This is a genomic window from Propionispora hippei DSM 15287, assembly GCF_900141835.1.
Lineage (GTDB): Bacteria > Bacillota > Negativicutes > Propionisporales > Propionisporaceae > Propionispora > Propionispora hippei.
In genome coordinates this window covers 90,784-112,071 of sequence record NZ_FQZD01000014.1, presented here as the reverse complement: position 1 = coordinate 112,071, position 21,288 = coordinate 90,784, and the positions used below count along the sequence as shown (strand labels likewise).

Annotated in this window: 30 protein-coding genes and 1 pseudogene; 26 read left to right on the top strand and 5 right to left on the bottom strand. The window is 49.1% G+C overall.

What is annotated here, in order from left to right:
* Positions 1-119: 119 nt before the first annotated feature.
* The 5 genes from F3H20_RS10225 to F3H20_RS10205 all read right to left on the bottom strand — a co-directional run bounded on the left by F3H20_RS10225 (position 120) and on the right by F3H20_RS10205 (position 5,391).
* The gene (locus tag F3H20_RS10225) at positions 120-2,096 is read right to left on the bottom strand and encodes a methyl-accepting chemotaxis protein (RefSeq protein ID WP_149734825.1); all 1,977 of its coding nucleotides are present in this window, start codon (positions 2,094-2,096) and stop codon (positions 120-122) included.
* A 238-nt stretch (positions 2,097-2,334) separates the two neighbouring features.
* Positions 2,335-3,834, bottom strand: a complete 1,500-nt coding sequence (locus tag F3H20_RS10220) for a recombinase family protein (protein ID WP_188128279.1) — start codon at positions 3,832-3,834, stop codon at positions 2,335-2,337.
* A 111-nt stretch (positions 3,835-3,945) separates the two neighbouring features.
* A complete protein-coding gene (locus F3H20_RS10215; RefSeq protein ID WP_149734823.1) occupies positions 3,946-4,620 on the bottom strand; it encodes a hypothetical protein in 675 nt (224 codons plus the stop codon).
* 14 nt (positions 4,621-4,634) lie between these two features.
* Positions 4,635-4,931, bottom strand: coding sequence for a hypothetical protein (locus F3H20_RS10210; protein ID WP_149734822.1), 297 nt, complete (start codon positions 4,929-4,931; stop codon positions 4,635-4,637).
* A gap of 64 nt (positions 4,932-4,995) precedes the next feature.
* A complete protein-coding gene (locus F3H20_RS10205; protein WP_149734821.1) occupies positions 4,996-5,391 on the bottom strand; it encodes a helix-turn-helix domain-containing protein in 396 nt (131 codons plus the stop codon).
* Positions 5,392-5,558: 167 nt separating this feature from the next.
* Here F3H20_RS10205 and F3H20_RS10200 point away from each other — a divergent pair, with 167 nt between their 5' ends.
* From F3H20_RS10200 to F3H20_RS10085, 26 genes and pseudogenes are all read left to right on the top strand, one after another.
* A complete protein-coding gene (locus F3H20_RS10200) occupies positions 5,559-5,738 on the top strand; it encodes a hypothetical protein (RefSeq protein ID WP_149734820.1) in 180 nt (59 codons plus the stop codon).
* A gap of 219 nt (positions 5,739-5,957) precedes the next feature.
* The gene (locus tag F3H20_RS10195) at positions 5,958-6,320 is read left to right on the top strand and encodes a LysM peptidoglycan-binding domain-containing protein (RefSeq protein ID WP_223191716.1); all 363 of its coding nucleotides are present in this window, start codon (positions 5,958-5,960) and stop codon (positions 6,318-6,320) included.
* Between the two features lie 308 nt (positions 6,321-6,628).
* A complete protein-coding gene (locus tag F3H20_RS10190) occupies positions 6,629-7,114 on the top strand; it encodes a helix-turn-helix domain-containing protein (RefSeq protein WP_188128278.1) in 486 nt (161 codons plus the stop codon).
* Positions 7,115-7,152: 38 nt separating this feature from the next.
* A complete protein-coding gene (locus F3H20_RS10185; RefSeq protein ID WP_149734818.1) occupies positions 7,153-9,114 on the top strand; it encodes an ATP-binding protein in 1,962 nt (653 codons plus the stop codon).
* A gap of 2 nt (positions 9,115-9,116) precedes the next feature.
* Entirely contained in the window at positions 9,117-9,914 is a 798-nt protein-coding gene (locus F3H20_RS10180) for a hypothetical protein (protein WP_149734817.1), read from the top strand.
* A complete protein-coding gene (locus F3H20_RS10175) occupies positions 9,914-10,621 on the top strand; it encodes an MBL fold metallo-hydrolase (protein WP_149734816.1) in 708 nt (235 codons plus the stop codon). The genes F3H20_RS10180 and F3H20_RS10175 overlap by 1 nt, the downstream gene beginning before the upstream one ends.
* Before the next feature lies 1 nt (position 10,622).
* Positions 10,623-10,772, top strand: a complete 150-nt coding sequence (locus tag F3H20_RS19900; protein WP_188128277.1) for a hypothetical protein — start codon at positions 10,623-10,625, stop codon at positions 10,770-10,772.
* A gap of 14 nt (positions 10,773-10,786) precedes the next feature.
* Entirely contained in the window at positions 10,787-11,413 is a 627-nt protein-coding gene (locus F3H20_RS10170) for a hypothetical protein (protein WP_149734815.1), read from the top strand.
* Positions 11,414-11,426: 13 nt separating this feature from the next.
* Entirely contained in the window at positions 11,427-12,398 is a 972-nt protein-coding gene (locus F3H20_RS10165) for a Lin1244/Lin1753 domain-containing protein (protein ID WP_149734814.1), read from the top strand.
* Positions 12,399-12,465: 67 nt separating this feature from the next.
* On the top strand, positions 12,466-13,149 hold the full coding sequence (locus F3H20_RS10160; protein ID WP_316843068.1) for an ATP-binding protein: 684 nt from the start codon (positions 12,466-12,468) through the stop codon (positions 13,147-13,149).
* A gap of 77 nt (positions 13,150-13,226) precedes the next feature.
* Positions 13,227-13,736 (top strand): hypothetical protein, encoded by a 510-nt coding sequence (locus F3H20_RS10155; RefSeq protein WP_188128276.1) that lies wholly within the window; start codon positions 13,227-13,229, stop codon positions 13,734-13,736.
* The gene (locus tag F3H20_RS10150; protein ID WP_149734813.1) at positions 13,675-14,106 is read left to right on the top strand and encodes a hypothetical protein; all 432 of its coding nucleotides are present in this window, start codon (positions 13,675-13,677) and stop codon (positions 14,104-14,106) included. The genes F3H20_RS10155 and F3H20_RS10150 overlap by 62 nt, the downstream gene beginning before the upstream one ends.
* Positions 14,084-14,281, top strand: coding sequence for a hypothetical protein (locus tag F3H20_RS10145; protein WP_149734812.1), 198 nt, complete (start codon positions 14,084-14,086; stop codon positions 14,279-14,281). Before F3H20_RS10150 ends, F3H20_RS10145 begins: the two co-directional genes overlap by 23 nt.
* A 133-nt stretch (positions 14,282-14,414) precedes the next feature.
* Complete coding sequence (locus tag F3H20_RS19895; protein ID WP_188128275.1) at positions 14,415-14,585, top strand: hypothetical protein; 171 nt, start codon at positions 14,415-14,417, stop codon at positions 14,583-14,585.
* Positions 14,545-14,769: a hypothetical protein gene (locus F3H20_RS10140; RefSeq protein ID WP_149734811.1), complete on the top strand. Its 225-nt coding sequence runs from the start codon at positions 14,545-14,547 to the stop codon at positions 14,767-14,769. Before F3H20_RS19895 ends, F3H20_RS10140 begins: the two co-directional genes overlap by 41 nt.
* Complete coding sequence (locus tag F3H20_RS10135) at positions 14,769-15,752, top strand: DNA cytosine methyltransferase (protein ID WP_149734810.1); 984 nt, start codon at positions 14,769-14,771, stop codon at positions 15,750-15,752. The genes F3H20_RS10140 and F3H20_RS10135 overlap by 1 nt, the downstream gene beginning before the upstream one ends.
* Before the next feature lie 12 nt (positions 15,753-15,764).
* Positions 15,765-15,962, top strand: a complete 198-nt coding sequence (locus tag F3H20_RS10130; RefSeq protein WP_149734809.1) for a hypothetical protein — start codon at positions 15,765-15,767, stop codon at positions 15,960-15,962.
* Complete coding sequence (locus F3H20_RS10125) at positions 15,959-16,162, top strand: hypothetical protein (RefSeq protein ID WP_149734808.1); 204 nt, start codon at positions 15,959-15,961, stop codon at positions 16,160-16,162. Before F3H20_RS10130 ends, F3H20_RS10125 begins: the two co-directional genes overlap by 4 nt.
* Positions 16,155-16,616, top strand: a complete 462-nt coding sequence (locus tag F3H20_RS10120) for a nucleoside triphosphate pyrophosphohydrolase family protein (RefSeq protein WP_223191715.1) — start codon at positions 16,155-16,157, stop codon at positions 16,614-16,616. Before F3H20_RS10125 ends, F3H20_RS10120 begins: the two co-directional genes overlap by 8 nt.
* A 316-nt stretch (positions 16,617-16,932) precedes the next feature.
* Entirely contained in the window at positions 16,933-17,169 is a 237-nt protein-coding gene (locus F3H20_RS10115; protein ID WP_188128274.1) for a Lar family restriction alleviation protein, read from the top strand.
* Between the two features lie 160 nt (positions 17,170-17,329).
* A complete protein-coding gene (locus F3H20_RS10110; protein WP_149734806.1) occupies positions 17,330-17,728 on the top strand; it encodes a YopX family protein in 399 nt (132 codons plus the stop codon).
* Between the two features lie 62 nt (positions 17,729-17,790).
* Positions 17,791-18,147: pseudogene (locus F3H20_RS10105) on the top strand (single-stranded DNA-binding protein); the annotation flags it as partial.
* A 637-nt stretch (positions 18,148-18,784) separates the two neighbouring features.
* Positions 18,785-19,189, top strand: a complete 405-nt coding sequence (locus tag F3H20_RS10100) for a hypothetical protein (protein ID WP_149734805.1) — start codon at positions 18,785-18,787, stop codon at positions 19,187-19,189.
* Positions 19,190-19,250: 61 nt separating this feature from the next.
* Positions 19,251-19,763: a hypothetical protein gene (locus tag F3H20_RS10095; RefSeq protein WP_149734804.1), complete on the top strand. Its 513-nt coding sequence runs from the start codon at positions 19,251-19,253 to the stop codon at positions 19,761-19,763.
* Positions 19,764-20,123: 360 nt separating this feature from the next.
* Positions 20,124-20,726, top strand: coding sequence for a ParB N-terminal domain-containing protein (locus F3H20_RS10090; RefSeq protein WP_188128273.1), 603 nt, complete (start codon positions 20,124-20,126; stop codon positions 20,724-20,726).
* Complete coding sequence (locus F3H20_RS10085; protein ID WP_188128272.1) at positions 20,713-21,285, top strand: ParB N-terminal domain-containing protein; 573 nt, start codon at positions 20,713-20,715, stop codon at positions 21,283-21,285. The genes F3H20_RS10090 and F3H20_RS10085 overlap by 14 nt, the downstream gene beginning before the upstream one ends.
* Positions 21,286-21,288: the final 3 nt, after the last annotated feature.

Here is a 21,288-nt window from a genome sequence, read left to right as displayed (position 1 = left end):
ATAGTTCTTACAAAAGTGATGTTCAAGGTAAAATATGTTATTTTATGATTAATGATGTCGAATTTTGTATAAAAATAAGTCCCCAACCACAATCGGTCGGGGACTTATTTTTATTAAGGCTAAATTTTAAATTTATGCACCAGTTGGTCGAGCTCATGGGCCAGCTTAGACAAGTGACTGCTGGAGGAGGCGATTTCTTCCATGGACGCCGACTGCTGTTGGGCGGCGGCCGAGACGTTGGCGATTTCTTCCACCGACTGGTTGCCGATTTCGTCAATCCGGTTCACGGCGGTGACCACTTCCTGACTGCCGGCGGCGATTTGCTGAATGGCAGCCGACATGTCGGTGATCTGGGCCGATACCTGGCTGATCAGACCGGTAATTTCGCTAAAGGACTGGCCTGCGGTATCAACGGCCTTGGAGCCGTTTTTCACTTCGCGGGTGCCGTCCTGCATGACCTGTACGGCCCGATCGGTTTCCCGTTGAATTTCGGTAATCAACTCGGCGATCTGTTTGGCCGATTCCTGGGACTGTTCGGCCAGTTTACGGACTTCGTCGGCTACTACGGCAAAGCCGCGGCCCTGCTCACCGGCCCGGGCGGCTTCAATAGCGGCATTGAGAGCCAGCAGGTTGGTCTGGCCGGCAATGCTGGAAATGGTGTCGACGATCTGGGTGATTTCTTTGGAGCGCTCACCCAATTTGCTGACCACCTCGGCCGATTCCAGTACCGTCTTAGAGATGATTTCCATTTGTTGAACGGCAGCTTCCACCGTTTTGCCGCCGCTTTGCGCGGCATTGGCGGTGGCTTCGCTGGCAGCGGTCACTGACTGGGTATTGGCGGCGATATGCTGAATGCCTGCCGCCATTTCATTGATGCTGGTGGTTGCCGCATCAATACTGTTGATTTGCTTTTCACTGCCTTCGGCCAGTTTCATGCTGCTTTCAGCAATATGGGAGGAGGCCTGGGCCGATTGCTCGGCACTGGCTGTAAGCTGTTCTGAAGAGGAGGCTACAGTTTCGGCGTTGGCCCGCAACTGACGGATAATATCATGCAGATTATTCACCATATAATTAAACCCTTTGGCCAGGATCGCAAATTCATCCCTGCCCTTTACCTCGGTCTGAACAGTCAGGTCGCCTTTAGACAGCAAGTCGAACTTTACCGCCAAAGTTTCCAACGGCCTGGTGATTTGTTTGGCAATAAAGAAGGTTACACCAATAACAATCAGGATGGATAAAAAGGCAATGCCGATAAACAGCCAGCGCAGCGTAGTAAGAGGTTGGTAGATGTAGTTTTCCGGTACGTTAATGACAAGAGTCCAGCCGGTGGTGGGAATGGTGTTGAAGACTGCCAGCATGTTTTGTCCATTTTCCTGATAAGTCTTAAAGACATCGTTCTTACCCATGGCCTCTTTCGTCAGATCGGACAAAGCTTTAAACTGGCTGTCCTCAAGAATGTTTTTAGAAACTATGTTCGGGTCGGGATGGGCCAGCATAACGCCCTTGCTGTCCAGCAGGAAGGCATAGCCCTGGCCGGTGAGGTTGATTTGTTTTACCATATCCACCAGAGTCTGCAGCAGAATGTCTTCGGCCATGATGGCTTTAAGCTGCCCGTTCTCTCCTTTAATAGGCATTGCCACTGATACGGCCATTTGGTTAGTTACCATATCCAGATAGGGGTCGGTAAAGACCAGTTTCCCTTCGGCACTGACCTGTTTATACCAGGAACGGGTCCGGGGGTCGTAGCCGGCGGGAGGAGTCCAGCCGCTGCCGTCAATCATAACGCCTTCAGGCGTGCCGATATACATATCGGACAGTTCTTTGTCCACCGTTTTATAGCCCGATAAATGGACCGGTGTCACGTTACCGCTGGTGGTCTTTTGAATAGTGGATTCGGTAATTTCCAACGTTCTGGCTTTATTGGCCAGCCAGGCATCCAGTTTATGTATTTGCGCTTTGGAGACATTGTCTAAGGTACTGTAGATTTCTTTAGTCAGTTGCTCTTTAGTGAAAATATAGCCGGCGCCTGTCGATACAAGTAAAATGATAGCTGCTAATAAGGAAAAGACAAGGATGAGTTTGTTTCTCACGTTCATTATTGTTCACCTCTAAAAAAGATTTGTCATTGTGTTGCGGAACGTATACCGTAAAAATAGTTGGCTAAGCTGCTCACTGAAAAGTGGACATCATCACCTCTTTTATGATAGAACCTTTGCTATAGTAAGGCCATGAATAGGACAAAAAAGAAGCTGGCAAAAGAGAAAAAGCGCCAGCGAATGTTGGAAATGGAGAAAGAAAAAGCCCGCCATATTTGACGGGCTGGGGAGGCCGGTTTTATACCGGCCTCTTTTTTTGTTTCATGATATATTTTCTTCCGTTGATGTCGAGGAAGAAATCAATCTCTATCGTTTTAGGAAAAACCCTTATCTGGCTAATGAATGCTTTAAACATAGATGCTAAGCTAGCATCATCTTCTGCATCCTGCCATACTTTGATGGCCTCATACACGCGATCAGCATCTAGCTTAGGCTTATCTTCTTCCCGAAGCTCAATCATACGGTCCGATATTTGGCTAAGACGTTCATGCAAGGTCTTTATGCGTCCACGGATCACGTCAGATAATGCACCATCTTCGACTATATTGAGCAAGTTTTCCATCTTTCGATTGAGACTGCGTTCCTCACGCTCAAGTGCCCTTACTTCATTCGAACCGGTCTTGTTCTCTTTCTCGACACGCTCATTTATGGAGTGGCAGATATCTTCGACGGCTTCCTTACTGCCTACGATGCCCTTCACGTACTTTTTAGCTATACCTTCGATAAAGTCTTTGCGTATCGTCTTTACCTTGCACTGCTCGGCTCCTGCGACGTTCTGACGGCACTTGTAATATTGATAATCGTATGGGCGTTTACCGTTTGACACTGCCCGGCAGGCGACCATGGCACGGCCGCATACGCCGCAATAGATGAGACCGGACAGCAGATAGTTCACTTTGGCATGATGTTGCCCTTGGGTAAACACGAAATTCTTTTCACGATCATGTGCGATGCGATATGTTTCAGGATCTATGATTGCTGGCATACCGCCCGGTACTTCTATTATCTCATTCTTTCGACCGGGATATAGCTTTGACTGATTCTCGCGACCGTATATGAATACGCCGGAATACTTCTTGTTGTTCCGGGTGATTTCGCGCAAAGAGTTTTTGCACCAGTCCCGGCCCGCTCTTGTCTTATATCCCTTATCACGGCAGGCGGCAACCATACGGCCATAGGTATAGTTTTTGACATACATATCGAAAATAAAGCGGACAATCATAGCCTCATGCTCCTCGATATAATATTTCTTTTCTATGACTTTATAGCCGAACGGAGGACGGCCGCCACAATGAATCGCCTGCAGGGCATTTTCTTTGAGGCCTTTGCGTACTTCGGTTGAAAGGTTGCGGGAGTAATAGGCAGCGATTCCTACCAGCTGATTTTCCATGAGTTGGCCTTCCGGGGTTTCAATGTCAAAACCTAGGCTGGCATATTCAACGTGGATTCCAGCCCGGAGCAGCTTCATCTTGTTGATGTAATAGTCGTATTCATTGCGGGCGTTCCGGTCGATTTTGTGGAATATGGCAATATCAAATAGATGCTTTTGGGCATCCTTTATCATCTGAATATATCCGGCCCGGTCGTCGTTGGTGCCGGTCATAGCCTCGTCAGTGTATTCGTGCGTGAGTATATACCCTTTTTTGCGACAGTATTCCCGGCAGACACGGAGCTGCGCGGTGATAGATTCTTCGCGCTGGTTATCGGATGAGTACCGGGCATATATAACAGCGTTCATTCTCAAGCACCCTTTCATAGATTAGAGCCGCTTCCTTTTTACAGAGGAGGCGGCTCTTTCATTTTTTCTTTTAATTTGTCATGCTGCTTTCAACGGAGCTTTGAAAGCGGATCACGGGTTTTCGCCAGTGCCGATAATAAATACAGTTTTACCCTCGTTCGCAAATACTTTTTGTATCACGACAAATTTGCCTTTATCATCAGGAAAAACCTTCTGCAAAGCAGCAGATTCACCAATGTATATGAACTTAGGATATGTTTCAGATTCGTCCCTGTATTCTTTGACAATCTTCATATCAGACGGAAGGAAACCAGATATACTATCAAGCTCCATTTTCTTACCGGATTTTTCATTTACCGTTACATTACGGGCAAGACCATTGACCTCCATAACGAGTATCTTATCATTTTGATACCTATGTCCAATACCGTTATCCTTGCCTTCGCCGTATTTATCCGAAAACAGATCAGCCGTATCACCGATTCCAGCTACCGGGCAAATAGGTTGCTGCTTGGCCGGAGATGGTTCTTCTTGAGTTGAACTTCCTTCGCCGTTGTCCGGAGCTTCTTGCTGAACAGTTGCAGCAGAAGGGGCAGGACGATTTTCTTTTGGCGTAGATACTTCGTATGTGCAGAGGGAAGCGGCAAACACGATCACGCTGCAGATCATACAGACAGCCCACTTATTTTTGGGTCTGTGCTTGACAAGAGCGAATATAATACCGGCCACCGAAGCAGCCCCAGCGATAATAGATGCCAGCATGGCGAATCCCAGAAAAGCATTCATGATATGACCTCCAGTCAAAATTTATCCTTGTTATTTTGATACCATGATTCTATTTCGGGACGGGATGATGGATTCCTTTTCCATTCCCTGATACTGTCAATCATAGCACCGGCTTCCATGGGTTCCGGGGACAGGTAGCAGCGGCAGCCGTCATGAGCAGGAAAAACTGGACATTCGGACGGTTCGTATATACCGTCACCGTTTTGACCGCCAGAAGCATATTCGTCACATATATCAGATTCACCATGGCTATTCGACAGGCACCAGCGAACCCGCATACCGGGAATAGACTTCATATCTTCGATATTCATCTTCACACCTTCTCTACATTTTGTGCCATTTTATCCAGTGACGGACATCGTGAAGCAAAAACCGTTAATTTGATGATTCCTTTTCTCCACCGGTCATATCCTTTGCCTTCTTTTCGTACTCAAGATAATTCATGAATTGCACCATTTTGTCAAACGTTTCAAGGTCAGCATCCGCTATTCGACTGATAAGTTGCTCTTTTTCATGACCTAACTTTTTATGCACAGGGGAAGTGGCTTTGCCAACGAGCCAATCAACAGATACATTTTCAGCAGCAGCTATACGGGCCAGACCGTCAGCGTCCGGCTGTCCAGAGCCGCGTAACCAACCGCGCAAGGAATTTAAGGTAGTGCCAATTTTGGATGCATATTGACCTTTTGTGAGTTTGGGATCTTCATCTTGAGCCTTGCGAAACAGCTCATTCATACGGGCTTGGAACTTGGACGAGTATTCTGCGCTCATAAAAAAACACCTCGCTAACATTATACTACATTGGTTAAAAAAGACCTATAAAGATTAAAAAAAGCCAAAAAAGGTAAAAAATAACTTGCCTTCTCTGCTGCGAAGGAGCATAATAGACTTGAGGTTAAAAATAACCACATCGGGACAAAAAGAACGGAGGCGATAAGATGGAAATCTCGATCAAGGCAGAGATAGCGCGGCACAATTACAAGTACAAGTACGTTGCGAATAACGTAGGAATCCCGGAATCAACATTCTACAAGAAGCTCCGGAAAAACAACTTCTCCATTGGGGAGACACAAAAGATTTTGAGCTTTATTGGTGCAAAGCTCGTCATGGCCAGTTAATTTTTAACTACTAAAGGTTATTTTTAACCGACAATGGCAGAAAATAACGAAAGGAGATGAGAAAGCTGGTTACGGTCACGCTGGACAGAAAAGGTGAGCTGATTTCTAGGAAGTTCCACAGAGAGGACGCAGACAGAACGATAGGAGAGATGGCCGGATCACTGGTTGAGCAATCTTGGGAATCAATAGAGGCAGCATTGAAGGAGGTTGACAAGAGAGATGGACGACTTTATGGAGATGGTGGAGAAACAGCGTCGGCGTAAAAGATTCGTTGAGCTGGCAATTAAAAAGACAATCATCTGCGGAGCGGTGATTGGGGCAGCGTTCCTTTCGACCGGCTACTACGACGGAGATCAGGTGCTTGTCGAGGAGACTTACACGGTCAAGAAAGGTGATACGCTGCGGGACATATCGGAGGAATACTTGGAAAAGAATACCGGCGGGCGGCGCTACATCTTGGAGTTTGAATCCGGTATCAAGGAGCTGAACCCTTGGTTGCAGGGAGGGAACGTAATCATTCATCCGGGTGACAAGATCAGAATCAACTATTGGGTCAAGGGTGGTGAAGCGGATGAAGATTAAGCGGTTACCATTTTTCAGTAGCTTTGGCTGGAAGTGCATAGGAGGGGCTTTGTTGCTGGCGACTTTTGCGGCGGGGGCTTGCTTCAATGCGTGAGAGGAGAAAGAGAAAAACTTATTGCTGCTTATGTGGAAGAACATTCACATCCGGGGAAGAATACGAATTGATGTTCTGGCATGGGATGATGGTTCCGGTTTGCAGAGACGATAGGAGCTGCGTGCCAAAGGGCCACGGAAAAATGAAGAAGGTACGCAAGATGCAGCACCGTTACCATCTGTTTTAATTATCACATTGAATGGGGGTACGGACAATGAACGGAAGGTTCGCAGATGTGATGTTTCAAGCCCGGCAATGTGCCGGATATACAAGAGAGCGGGCAGCGGAGATGCTCAATATCTCACCGAGGACGCTCACATACTACGAGGCAGGGCGGCAGGTGCCGGATCGTATTGTTGCAATGATGGTTGATGCTTACGCAGCGCCCGGAGCTGGCTATTACTGGTTGAGCAATGAGCTTTATACTGGCAGGATATTGTTGCCGAAGGTCAATGTGCTGGGGGTTTCCAATGGGGCCTTGCAGATGAGAGTAAGCCTGCGAAACGCCCTACAGGCGCAGGAGAGGCTGGAAGATATTTGCCGGGATGATGTGATAGCGGAGGATGAAGAAACGCCGTTATCGGCCTGCATCAACTCCTTGCGGGAGCTGGCAGCAGCCTGCATGGGAATGGAGATTTTAGGCACAAAAAAATCCGCCTTGGCTGGCACCAAAGCGGATTCCACAAGAAAGACTTTTTGAAAACACTTATATTATATCACAAGAAAGAGGGAAAGAAAATGAGACTTAACAGAATCGTGATTGAGCATTTTAAGGGCATTGACAAGCTGGAAATCAATGCCGCTGGCAAAGATGTAACAATCCGTGGGGAGAATGGAACCGGCAAGACGACCGTTGCTGATGCGTACTCATGGGCGCTGATGGGTAAGGGGTTCGACGGTAAGCAGGTAGATGCACAGATCAAGAAGCGTGACGAAAATGGCAACACTCCAAACGATGGCGGTGTGCAGCACGTTGTTGAGGTAGAGATGGAACGCGACGACGGGCGGCCAATCACTATCCACCGGGAATACGTCGAGAAGTGGGAGAAGAAGCGCGGGACAGCAGAGAGCGAGTTCGCCGGTCATACGACCAATTACAGTATCGACGGCGTTCCGATGATGAAGAAGGATTTTGACCGCCAGATCGCAATGATTTGTTCCGAAGATGCTTTTAAACTCCTTTCAATGCCATTGCATTTTTGCACCAACCTGAACTGGAAGGAGCGCCGCAAGGTGCTTATGGATATGTGCGGCACGGTATCGGATGAGGACATTATCGCCGGAACAGAGCAGCTGGCACCGCTCACTAAGTTACTGGAAGGCAGGACAGTTTCAGACCTGCGCAAAGTGATTGCAGCGAAGATCAAGAAGGCCAACGAGGAAATGAAGTCCATCCCGGCCCGCATTGATGAGCTGACGAACGCAATACCGGAGGATGCCGGGCAGGCACGGGAATCACTGGAAACAGAGCTTGCCAGTCTTGAGAAGCAGAAGGCCGATAAGCAGAAGCAGATCCTGCGGATTGAGAACGGCGGCGAGGTTGCAGAGAATCAGAAGATGGCCGCCGGTGTAGAGGCCAGAATGACTAAGTTCCGGGCAGAATTTGAAGCACAATATTCAACGCAGGTTTCCGGCGATGCCAACACCGCAAAGAATTTACGGTCAGAGATTGAGCGTATCGGGAAAGAGATTGAAGCCATCGAAGGGCGGAAGAAAATCCTTGCTGGTGCCATTGAGACGGCAGACAAGAAGGCCGATGCTCTCCGAGCAAGATGGACGAAGATAAATGATGAGGAGTTCAGCGACGGCGAAATATCCGACACCTGCCCTTGCTGCGGACAGAAGCTTCCGCCGGAAAGAGTGGAAGCAACCCGGAAAAAGGCTTTGGATAATTTCAACGTCAGAAAATCTCAAGAGCTGGAATCAATCAATGCCGACGGCATGAAGATCATGGAGCAGCGGAACCGCGATTCCGAGATGCTGAAAGGATTTAACACAGACATCGAGGGCAAGACGGCCCGCGTCGGAGACCTCGCAGACCAGCTGGCAGAGGCCCAGAAAAAGGTTGAAGCTGTGGAAAAGCCAGACATTGAGGAGCAGCCGCAATGGTTGTCGCTCAAGAGCGAACTGCACCAGATACAACTGTCAATTGGAGCCTTGCAGGAAGAAAGTAAAGCAGCACTGCAGAAGGCCCAGCAGGAAGCGGCGCTATTTGACCCGGACATTGAGGCCCGCCGGAAAAAGATTGCGGCCATCGACCAGACAGCCAGCATGAAGAAGCGGATCGCCGAGTTGGAAGCCCGTGAAAAAGAATTGGGGAGCATATACAGCGACCTGCAACGGCAGCTTTTCTTGACCGAAGAATTTATGCGGGCAAAGGTAACGGCCACGGAGGATACGATCAACAGCCATTTTAAGTATGTCAGATTCAAGATGTTCAGTGAGAAAATCAACGGAGCCTTGGAGGAATGCTGTGAGCCACTGATTGACGGTGTACCGTTCAGCGACGGTCTGAACAAGGGCAATCGCATGAAAGCCGCTATCGACATTCTGAACGCTTTGAGCGGCTACTACAAACACAGCCTGCCGGTATTCATCGACGACTGCGAGAGCTATACAAGCCTGATTCCGGTTAAGAGCCAGCTAATTAAGCTCATAGCCGATAAGGAATATACAAAATTAAATGTGGAGGTTGAGTAAAAATGGCAAATGAAGTACAAGCAGTAAAAGATCAGGCAATGGTGGATACAGACCCGGAGGCAATGGTAACGCCAGGGTTTACGTCGCTGGCAGGGTTCACTCTCATGCAGCGCATGGCAAAGGTTTTCTGCTATTCGGCAATCGTGCCGGAAACTTTTCGCGGGGAGCAGAATTTTGGTAACTGCGTAATCGCAATCGAGATGGCAACCCGGATGCACGTAAGCCCACTGATGCTGATGCAGAATATGTATATCGTCTATGGCAACCCAGCGTTCAGCAGCAAGTTCCTCATTTCAACTTTCAATGCTTGCGGCCGCTATACGTCAATCAAGTACAAAGAAACCGGCAAAAAGGGGACATCTTCGCAAGGCTGCGTGGCATACACGACAGAGAAGACCACTGGGGAAATCATCACCGGGCCGGAGATCACAATCGGGATGGCTGATGCAGAGGGGTGGAGCAAAAAGAGCGGCAGCAAATGGAAGACGATGCCGGAGCAGATGCTTAGATACAGGGCAGCGGCCTTCCTTATTCGGACGACAGCGCCGGAGCTTTCAATGGGCTATCAGACAGATGATGAAATCATTGACATCACGCCGGAGCAGAAGCCGATCAATGCTGCACGCCGCGAGATTAAAGAGCAAGCCAACGCCGAGGTATTCGATCCGGCACCAGCAGAGCCGAAGGCCATTGAGAAGCAGCCAGCGGCAGTAAAGGTGGCACCGGTAAAGCAGGAAGCACCGAAGGAAGCCGAAAAGGTGCCAGCAAAAAAGGCGGCCCCAGCAGGCCCGGCATTCTGATGCTGAACATCAAAGCGTATGCTTCCGGCAGTACCGGCAACCTATACACGCTTTCCGATGGAACGGCCACGATCATGTTAGATTGTGGCCTGCCTGCCAGGAAGATACAGCAGCTCACCGGGTTCAGGCTGCCAAATGCTTTGCTAGTGACACATGAACATGGAGACCATTCTCACGCAGTCACGGGGCTACAGCGGCTTGGAGTTGATGCCTACATGACGCAGGGGACGGCGGAGGCAATCGGGGCGCTGGGACACCGGACAAAGATTGTTGAGTACAATCACAGTTACCGGCTGACAGACAGGATCACGGCCAGCGTATTCAAGACACAGCACGACGTACGAGAGCCTTGCGGCTTTATCGTGCAGGACAGTGACGACAAGGTGCTATATGCAACAGACACTTACTATCTCAAGTACCAATTCCCCGGGCTGACAAAGATCATGATTGAGGCCAACCACAGCTACAAGATATTGGCCGAAAATGTACGGGCTGGACGACTACACCCGGCGCAGGAACGACGGCTGATAAAGAGCCATTTCAGTGTTGAGAATGTGTTGGACTTCTTGGCGATAAACGACCTTTCGATGCTGAAGGAAATTTGGTTGATACACCTTTCGGCTGGCAATGCAGACCCGGTCGAATTTAAGCGACTGGTGGCGGCGGCCACTGGCAAGCCGGTTTATATCGCAAGAGGAGGCGGATAGGATGGCAAAGGAAATCACGGATCAGGAGTTGGGCATGGTGAAGTTCTTCATTGCTCTTTCACGGCTCCCAAAGATTGGCAAGCCGAAAATTGACTTGCCGAAGTTGCGGGACGCATACCAATCAATCAAGTGGGACTTGAAAATTATTTGAGGAGGATACAAGCAATGGCAGATGGATTGAGAATCAAAAAGGTAAAGGTTATCGAGAGTACAGGCAAGATCAAGATTGACTATCAGATGTTACACGGTGAATCGCAGGATGAGATGAGCGGAATTTTCCCCGAGGAGGCAGCACCGGAGTTTTACACGGCGTTCGAAAGGCTCATCATTCCGGCGGTGAATATCCTCGAGATGAAGTCGTTGAAATATGCGGACACCCGTATCAAGCCTTACGGCGTTACCTTCAACTACTCGAAAGATGGCACGATGGGCGCGATCATCAACTGCAAGTTGTCGCTGCCGGAGGCCGGAACAGAGGTCGTTATAAATACTCCGATGCGTAAATGCGCGCCAGACGATAGTGAAGAAGCACCCGGCAAATATTTCACGGAATCCGCTGCGAAGTATTTATGGCAGCTGGAATCAGAGACCCGTAAGTATTTAAGCGGCAAACGTAATCAGTTATCACTTTTCGGTGGGAATGGCGAACCGCTGGAAGCGGATCAGCAGCAGGATGAAGCAGACGAACTCGCAGATCAGCAGCAAGAAGATGTTGACGGGGCAGCGGCAATGCCGCCGGAGGTAGCAGCCTCAAACGTCACTGACATCAGCCAATACGCCGCACAGCGGTAAGGGGTGACCGTTTATGGCAAGGCCACAAAAGAGCGGCCTTGAATATTTCCCGCTTGATGTTGACATAGACAATGATGAAAAAGTTGCCTATGTCATATCAAGATATGGGTTTCAAGCGTTCGGGTTGCTCATAAAAATATTGATGAATATTTATCATGATGGATATTACATGATGTGGACAGAACGTCAACAATATCTATTTAGTTTCAAGCTCAATGTAGACAGTGAGTATGCAAAAACAGTTGTTTCCGCATACATTAACGAAGGTTTTTTCGACAAAAACATATACGAAAAATACGGCGTTCTTACTTCTCACGGGATACAAATCCGCTATTTGCAAGCGGTAGGGAGGCGTGCGCAGGTACGGGTAGCAAGAGAGTATTGCCTGTTTTCACCGGAAGAAAGCTCAAAAATGGGGAATATAAGCATCTACTCAATTAATGTAAGCAATAACCAAGTTAATGTAAGCAATAACCAAACAGAAACTACTTTAAACGCTACAGAAAGTACACAAAGTAAAGTAAAGGAAAGTAAAGTAAATAATGTTGTTGTTGTTAAGGGGGACAAGGAAAATGATGGGGAGGAGATCAACGGAGATTTTTCCGAGGTAATCAACCTTTTCTCAAACAATATCCACCCTTTATCTGGTGAGATTGAAATGAATCAGCTTTCAGATTTTCTAGATCACTACGGAAAAGAGTGGACGTTGGCAGCAATCACAGAGGCGGCTGAAAGGCATGGTATGTCAGTCAAATATATTTCATCCATTCTTATGAATTGGGAGCGGAACGGATTTAAGGCAGAAAAGCAAAAAGGAGGCAGACAGTATGGACGGAATCGCGGAAATGATAGCCGCAATCGCTCAAAAAAGGAACGTGACGATAAATACGCAGACTTTGAGGAAGCGGACAGAAGGCAGGTCCATCCGTGGGACTTACCAGCTGACGGAGACGGAGCTGGAGCGGAGCCGGGAAAAGATACTTGATGTTGAGGCCCAGCAAGATATATGCCGGGGCTGCAACGGCAAAGAGTGCCGCCAGACGGCGCGGGGCATGATACCAGTCATTGAGGTATCTAACGGTATGGCTTATGAAGGAGTTCGGATTTGCAGACATGAGCAGCACCGGAGGCAGCAGGAGAGAATCGACCGTCTCATGAAATCGGCGAAGGTGCCGGCGGCTTATTCCCGTGATACTTTTTCTGATTACACAGTAACAGCTGATAACGCGGCGGCAGTAAAAGCCGCCCATTGGCTGATAGGAGATGATAGACGGGGCTTGTTTATCGAGGGGCCACGCGGGACAGGAAAGACGAAGCTGGCCGCGATCATCGCGAATGAAAAAGCGAAAGCCGGTCAACCGGTTCTATTCTCATCCGTACCTGACCTACTTTCAGACATACGGGCCACGTTCGACGGCGGCAGGACAGCTGCTATATTACAGACGGTCAGAGAGGCTCCATGCTTGGTGCTGGACGACTTGGGAGCGGAGCGCATGTCAGAATGGGTAAGCGAGCAGCTTTTCTCAATCATCAACTACCGCTACAATGAGTGCTTGCAGACAATCATAACGACAAATTACACTCCACACGAGCTGATGGAGCGTATGTCAATCAGGGGAAAGGACGGAGATATGGACGACCTTCCCGGGCAGCGGATAATGAGCAGGATTTATGGCATGTGCGAGCGCGTCGGGCTTTACGGAGACGACTACCGGACACGGGGGATGGCAGTATGAACCGATTGAACAATGGCATGAGGCCCTTCGGATTTACGATATTCGGGCAGCCAGCGACAAAGAAGAACAGCGCGACGATGCTACGAAATCATGCCTGCCTGTTGCCGAGCAAAGCGTATCGACGATACGAGAAGCACTGCCGGGAGGCAATCAATATGCTGCGGTACAAGATGAAACTGCCGCATTTTCTGTGGCCTGTACGGTTGCAGGTGCATTATTTCCTCGAGAGTGAGGCACATTACCCGGACGCGGTCGGCCTCATGCAAGCCACGGCAGACATAATAAGCGACGAATACAAGACCATTGAGCATAAGCGGCGGCTGGTCTGCCCGTGGCTACTGGCTGACGACCGGATCATCAAAAATTGGGATGGAACGCGGGTATCAGTCGACCGGAAGAACCCAAGGGCAGAAATCATCATCATACCGCTGCCACTGGACCTAAAAGCAGAGACTGACCCGTACATACGGCGGGCCGTGGAGGAGAAGAATCAAGGGAAGCTATTCCCAGAGGAGGGGAAAGAGAATGAGCAGTATAGCAAGAAAGCAGCGGCGGGCCATGAGAAGGGCCTTGTCCAACGTGGATAAGAGTGGTAAGGCAGCTGATGCACTGATACAGATAGCAGGAACGGAAAAGACCATTGCCGAGCTGCAGCCGAAGATCGAACAAGATACAGTGATGGCGTTCTCAACGATGGTTATGTGGGTGCTTCATAATGATTTCGGCTTTGGTAACCGACCGGGAACTGATGCCAAAGGGCAGCCGCTTGGGAAGCTGACGAAATTTTATAAGGCGCTGGCACGCCTCGCTGGTTGCATGAAATACGACGGAACGAAGGTTACGTTGGAAGATATGCAGCAGGCATTGAAAGATGAGTGCGGGCTTGACTTCTTAGGACTGAAAGAGCTGCCCGCCGTGTTGGGAGGGCAGCTGCATGGACAGCCTAAAGTACAATAACGAGGGGTACAGAGACGAGACCGCCCGGCAGGCCATACACAAGGTAGAGACAGAGGAGACACGGCGGCTAAAGGCAGCGCTCAAAGCCGCCCGGGCCGCGCTACATGAATACGGGTTCGATACGGCGGACAGGATTACCCTTATTGACCTTCGCAGCAGAAAAATATTCAGATAGCGTTAATTTCGCCCACAAGCGTTTTAAAATAACTTTAGGTAAACTTGTATAGGCGATAGTGCAAAAAGCTCTTACGAGCGACGTCAGGCCCAAATGCGGCGAATCTATGAAGAAAGTTTATGGTGGTTTTACGATGATTGAAAAGATTTTAGGTGTGCAACCAGCTTTTCTGAACCAGAGCTGGGAAAAAGATCATCGGAAGCCAGCCGAGAAAAAGCATGAGAAAGGCTTGTTTGAAAACATTTTGAAGGAGGCCATTAAAAATGGCGATAAATACGAACCGAAACATCTACGCCGTGTATAAAGGCGACCAATACATCATGGACGGGACGATACCGGAGATCGCCCGGGCCAGAGACATCAAAGAAAAATCCGTGAAATTCTTCCTGACACCGGCATACAGACGGAGAAAAAAGATACAGGATCAAAATCGGAAACACCCGTCCGAGGGTTATATCACGCTGACGATGATTGAGAAGGTGCAGTGATGTTGCAAATATTAGAGCTTTTCGGCGGGATCGGCAGTCCACGCATAGCACTACGAAACATGGGAATACCGGTCAAGTCGATTGACTATGTGGAGATAGACGAAAAGGCGGTCAGGAGCTACAATGCCATGTTCACCGGTGAGCTTCCTTACAAGACGCAGGACGTATGCGGGTGGAATCTGCGGCCGGACATTCTAATCCACGGCAGCCCGTGTCAGGATTTCAGCATTGCCGGGCATCAAGGGAGACAAACAAAAGACGATGGGCGCATAAACTACGGTAGGGGAGCAGACCGAGGGAGCGGTACACGTTCGAGCCTAATGTGGGAGACTATCAACATTATACGGAACATGGGAGCCTGGCGGCCGAAAGTGGTTGTCTGGGAGAATGTGAAAAACGTTCTTTCTAAGCGTATGAACAAGAATTTCCGAAAGTACATTTCGGAGATGGACAGCATGGGGTATACGAGCAATTTCAAAGTTCTGAACGCTATGGATTTCGGACTGCCGCAAAAGCGGGAAAGAGTGTTTACCGTTTCGATGCTTGGTGGTGAGTTCGACTTTTCAGAAATGGAGAAACGGCCGGTTGAAAATCTGGAAGCGTTTTTGCAGCCAGCGGTGGATGATTGGTACACGATCACCGCGCCGAGCATGGTTTCTTGCATAGGGAAAACAGGAGTGTTGCAAAGGATCACAATCATCAAGGATTTTTGCTACACGATAACCGAGCGGCCAGACAGAGCACCGGGATGCGGTTGCCTGCCGATAGGTAACGGGAAATACAGATACCTGACCGAGCGCGAATGCTGGAGACTACAAGGGTATTCAGACGAAGATTTCGATGCGGCGGCAACGGTGAATAGTCGGAGAGCGCTATACAAGCAGGCCGGAAACAGCATTCCGGTGCCAATATTCGAGAGTATGTTCGATACACTTCTGAACGGCGGAAAGAAGATATATTCTTCCCAGCAGACTTTATTTTGAGGGGGCAGAGAAATGAGCGGAACACCGAATACGGCCTATGATGGGCCAGAGATTTTCTGTAAAAACTGTGGCAGCATGGAGCAGATCAGGGCCTACGAGATTGGTATGCAGGGACGGAGCGAAACCAATATAATCTGCCTTTGCAGCAAGTGCGCTGGCTTGTTTGAGGATATGGTTGCCAGCAGGAGCCGAGAGGCGGTGAGATCATGATGCTTGTTACGGAGGTAATAGCCTTTCTGGAGGACGTGCGAAATACTTACGGTGAGGTTGAGGTCATGCAGGTGACGAATGCTTGCGGCAACAGGTCTATTGGGGCGATGTTGCACATGGATGGCGGCATGAAATATATAGTTCAGGATATTAATGATGTTGTGGAGAAGCAGAAAGAGGAGGATCAGAAAAATGATTGATGAGAAAAAGGCACAGACATTGAAGGTTATCAAGTTGAGCTTGAAAGGGCTGGCCAGGCAGGGCGTATTTCCTCAAAGCGATATGGACGAATTTCAGGCAGCCTTGGACAGTGCGACGGAGTATTTCAGCAGCGACGGAATCAGCCCGGAGGAATACCAGCGTCTTGCTATGAGGACAGCAGCGGACGGTGTGGACTGGGGAAATGTTGGCCTTGGCTTGGCAGGAGAATCCGGGGAGGTTGCTGACGCGATCAAGAAACACCTGTATCAGGGGCATACGCTTGACCTTCCACACATGAAAGAGGAGCTTGGCGATGTGCTATGGTATGTGGCGCTGGCCTGCAAATGTGGCGGATTCTCAATGGCCGATGTGATGCGGGGTAATATCGAAAAGCTGAAGCTTAGGTTCCCAGACGGATTCAGCGCAGAGCGGAGCAGGGGGCGCGACAAATAAGAATATTTTTTGCAGGAAAAGTGGAATAATTTTTGCAGGAAAATCAGGAGGCGGCAGAAAATGAAAAGATCATGTGATACGTGCCATTGGTTCGACCGTGACGGAGAGTTCGGAGAGTTAGCCGAAACGGGGATATGCGACCTTGACGGCAGCGGCAGGAAAAGCGACGGATCGTGCAAAAAGTATAAGACGTTCCATAAGTGTAAAAGCTGCAAATGGTTAGTGGATTTTGTTTGCACTTGCGATAGGAGCGATAATTGCGCGGATTTCGTGAGTGAGCTGGAATGCAGTTGCAAGCATTGGGAGGTAAATGACGATGGAAACGAATAAGAATCTGCTGATTGCGGCAATGAACGTTAAACTAAAACCGTGCCCGTTCTGTGGCGGCGAGGCAATTATATATGAGATAGAGCCACATACGCATGAAATAGCTACGTGGATGCCAGATTATACAGGAGAGTGCTTTGTGGAATGCACGAATTGCGCTTGCGGAATATCGGCAGACACGAAAGAAGTCGCCGTAGCAAAATGGAATCGGAGGGTTGAGGAATGAATAACACGCGAAAAGTCCATTGCGTATATTGTGGTCTCATATCCGAGATGTCAGTCATAGAGACTGGCTGTGTATCTGATGGCAAGCCCATCAAGATGTATAAGGTTCGCTGTCCCCGGTGCGGACAGGGGCAGTGGACACATGATAAGGGGGAAAAGAAATGCGTGAGATAAAATTTAGAGGGAAGCTGGTTGACCCAGACAATGGCAAATGGGTACATGGTGACCTTGCCCACGCGGGAAAAAAACATTCGCCGTGCATCAGAATATCAGGCAACCCATTCATGTATGGCGTTAAGCCGGAGACGGTGGGACAGTACACGGGACTGAAAGATTATACAGAGAAAGAAATTTACGAAGGCGATATTATCCACGGAGACGACAATGGGACTAAATACGGCGACGGTCGCGGCGTAGTCGAATGGGATGAAGATGAAGCGGCGTACGTGGTACGCGGGCCTAGGGTGAACGCAAATTTAAGCGAATACGTCTATGACGATATTTACGTGATCGGGAATAAATACGATACGCCGGAGATACTGGGAGGAACAGGCAAATGAATAAATGGATTGGAGCCGGGCGCTTTACTAGTGACCCGGAGATAAAATAAACGCAGAGTGGCAAAGCCGTATGCAGCTTTTCACTGGCTTGCAGCAAGAGAAAAGGGAAAAACGCGAGTGATAGCCAGCCTACAGCGGATTTCATAAACTGCGTGGCGTGGGAAAAAACGGCGGAGATCATAGGGAGATATTGTTGCAAGGGAAAGCAGGCTCTTGTTGTAGGCCCATTGCAGACACGCTCATACGAGGCACAGGACGGCAGCAAGCGCTATGTGACAGAGGTTGTTGTCAGAGATATTGAGTTTATGGGGGATAAGAAAGACGGCGACGGATCAGGACACGGGCAGCAGCCAGCACCTTCCGGGGCAGCAAGTCAATTCGGAGGCCAGGCAGTTTCCGAAGAAGAAATACCATTTTGAGTAATGATTATATGAGCAGGGGCCGTTGAGCGCGGTTACTGCTGATTTATACGCGGCAGGCGGCCAAAAATAACCGAAAAAGAGGATATGCGCGGGGCCTGTAGAAAAGATACAGACAGATTTTTAAGCGGAGCCGGAGACGTCGGGAAGTAAGGACACGTGAAGTACAATTTGAAATAGTGCTCCAAGCGGAGCTACAAAGGCATAACAAGTGAGGGGGATAATCAATGGAAATGAAAACGATCCCAATGTACAACCGGTCTGGAACATTGCTTTATGTTAATCCACCATATCCGCGAAGTTCACGAACGCAGCTGCATTACGAATGCGAGTTTGCGCGGCCCGAGCAGCATAAGCGACTCTTGTAGCTCTGCAGGGAACACACAGGGCCTTGTATCGTCAGCAGCTATGATAATGCGCTGTATAACGAGGAGCTGTCTGGACGGGGCAAGCGCAGCATGACGACACAGACCAATTGTGCCGGGACCGCCACGGAGGTTTTATACTTGAATGCGGCGTGTACTCGGGAGATGAATTTGTTCGGATAAAAGGCATCAAAAAAGAGCGGCAAATCACCGCTCTTTTGGCACGTTTAGCTGACACGGTTTCTGCTAATTTATGGAATAGGAGCGATACTATGATGAATGATGTACTTACAAAACGCCAGCTGAAGAACCTCATGGAATTTTGGCAGCAGCGACTATATCTGAATGACTGGGAAGTCGTATTAAAGCTCGTAGATGATATGCCGGAGAACACCCAAGGAAACGCGAATTGGAGCCTTTCAAATGAGCAGGCTATTATCAAAATTATAACTTTGGCGGGATTTAAAAAGCTGCAAACTCCGTTCCCCTATCAGCCGGAAGTGATATTGGTGCATGAACTGCTACACTTGCATTTTGCGCCATTACAAGTGCCGGCCATGGACGATGAGGAAAAAGCAGACCCGCGTTCTATAGCGCAGGAGCGCGCTATAGACCATATCGCGAAGGCTCTTGTCTATATGAGAAAGCGGGCTAAAAATAACCAAAAAAGAGGATAGATGAGGCCATTGTAGAAAAAGATATTACCAATGATGGAGAGATTGTGAGGAGGATTTGGCGTTGAAAAGTTTGAGCGGCTACAATGATTATGTGAATACGACGCGGGGCTGGTTGAAGCGTTATAATCAATTCGCGATTACGGTTGAAAATATGCGGGACGAAATTGCGGCAAACAAAAAAATCATGGAAGCCGACGTTTCTGCGCCATGTGCCAAATATGGTGATGAGCCGGGAGGAGGAACATCCGAGCTGAATACCGTGGAAGCGGCAGCAACACGCCACGAGTACCTAAATCAGCGGATAGCCGAGGCCCAGAGCACGATAGACGAGATTGAGCGTATACTGCGGACGATAAATCGGACAATAGACGGGCTGCCAAAAGATGATGGTAAGCTCATCCGAGACCATTACATAGACCGTAAGAGCTGGCGCGACATAAGCAACGAGGTATATCTCACTGAAAAATGGGCGCGGGATCGCGGGAACAAGGCGGTAAAAGAAATGGCTAAGATGATATTCGGAATCAAGGCCATGCCGCCAGATCAGCAATCACTATTCATATTTTCGATATAAAAAGAGGAGCTTTTCAGCTCCTCTTTTTTGTGGATAACTACGGACCAAAAATAACGGGCATAAGCCTTACTTTCAAGGCGGTTTAAATGTACCACAAACCCGCTAAATTGCAGGCTTCATGGTGCGTTTTTTGCTTTTGAAATGTGCGATAATAGTAACATCAAAAGTTGGCAGGGAGACAAGACCACGGGCGGCAGGCTGCAAGCCCGGTTCCCTCTACCGGCTTTTATATACCGCGTGTCAGTGAGAGACACTTTGCCGGGCATAGGCAGAGCAGACAGGGGCAGAGCCTGTACAGCGGTTCCATAAAATATACAGGCTCCGCTGATGCGGGGCTTTTTTATTGGGGAGGGCGTTGCGTTGAAGGTTGAAAAAGTGAAAATATCGGAGATCAGGACAGCGGAATACAATCCCCGGCAGACCTTGAAGCCGGGTGATGTGGCTTGGGAGAAGATTGCAGGATCGCTGCAAAGGTTCGGTATGCTGGAACCGGTTATAATCAACGGCGAGACCGGGACACTGGTTTCCGGGCATCAGCGGTTGTCAATACTGAAAGAGCAGGGCAAAACCACGGTGGATGCGCTGGTATTGAAGCTTGACGACACGCAGGAGAAGGTACTTAATTTGTCGCTCAACAAGATCAAGGGCGATTGGGACTACGACAAATTGACCGGCATATTGCAGGAGCTACAGGCAGCTGGTGCGGATTTGGATGATACCGGGTTTGATGATTTTGAGATCAAGACGCTGCTCACCGATTACGACCACATCAGCGACTTGATGGAGGATGATTTCAGCGGCGTTGACAGCGCGGCCGAAAAGCCGAAGGACACTTTCAATATGACGTTCACGCTACCAGCGGAAGCGGAGCAGGCCGTGAAGGATTTCTGCACAGACCATGGCAAGGACGCGCTGGCAGAGACCATTATTACAGAGGCAGGTGATACGGTTGAAGCTGATTGAGAAGAAAATAAGCGACATGAATTTGGCGGCTTACAATCCGCGGATCACGCTCACGCCGGACATGGAAGAATACCAGCGTCTTTGGCATAGCATTGATACATTCGGATTTGTGGTGCCGGTGATATGGAATAGGCGGACAAATACCGTTGTTGGAGGACACCAGCGTATCACAGTGGCGCGGGATCACGGCATTGAAAAGGTGCCGGTGACGGTCGTTGACCTTGAAATTAAGGACGAAAAAGCCTTGAATATAGCGTTGAATAAGGTTGAGGGCGAATGGGATGAAGTCAAGCTGAAATCATTGCTGGATGAAATCGGAGAGGACGCAGCTAAGGAAGCGGGCTTTTCTGATGCAGAGCTGGCAGCCATGGAGAACAGCATTGACGACTATATAGACCATGAGCTGATAGAGAATGAGGAGAGCAAGGTACCGGAGACCTTCAACCTGACACTGACATTCCCGGCTGACAAAGAGGAACTGGTGCAACAGTGGGTAAAGGACGTTGGAAAACCGGCGGCGGTACAGCTCATCATAGATACGGTGAAAGGGGAGGAATGACAG